The sequence below is a fragment of the Geobacillus sp. BMUD genome (assembly GCF_013096845.1).
GTDB classification, from domain to species: domain Bacteria; phylum Bacillota; class Bacilli; order Bacillales; family Anoxybacillaceae; genus Geobacillus; species Geobacillus vulcani.
In genome coordinates, this window is sequence record NZ_SDLA01000099.1 from 1 (window position 1) to 385 (window position 385).

The window sequence follows — 385 nt, forward strand, 5'->3', positions numbered from 1 at the left end:
CCATTGGCAGGTTTCGCATTGTCACATGACCGATAGAGACATGCGCCAGACGTTGCTTCTCCATCGATGACGTGGTGGCCAGATTCACCAGGCTGGCGGTGTCACCATTACGGGCGGCATTACTGGTGATACCCTCTTTCAGGGCATTTATTGTGACGTTCTGGCGCATAATCTGGCTGGCAGACTGACTGGAGCCGTAGAAATAACTGTAACTGTCACTGACCAGTTGTCTGAATAACAGGTCCGGGTCCGGTCTGCCGCCAAATATCTGCTGCACATAATAATGCCAGGTCTTGCCTCCCGTCTTTGTATCGAGATTCAGCCTGTCTTTCAGCGTGACCGACGCATCCTTACAGGTTATGAAATTATTATTGTTGTCATAAAC

At 49.9% G+C, this 385-nt stretch carries 1 protein-coding gene; it reads right to left on the reverse strand.

Features of this window, described 5'->3' with window-relative positions; genetic code table 11:
• Positions 1 to 385, reverse strand: a 385-nt coding sequence (locus ETC05_RS17600; protein ID WP_171661576.1) for a conjugal transfer protein TraG N-terminal domain-containing protein, incomplete at both ends; no start/stop codon positions are given.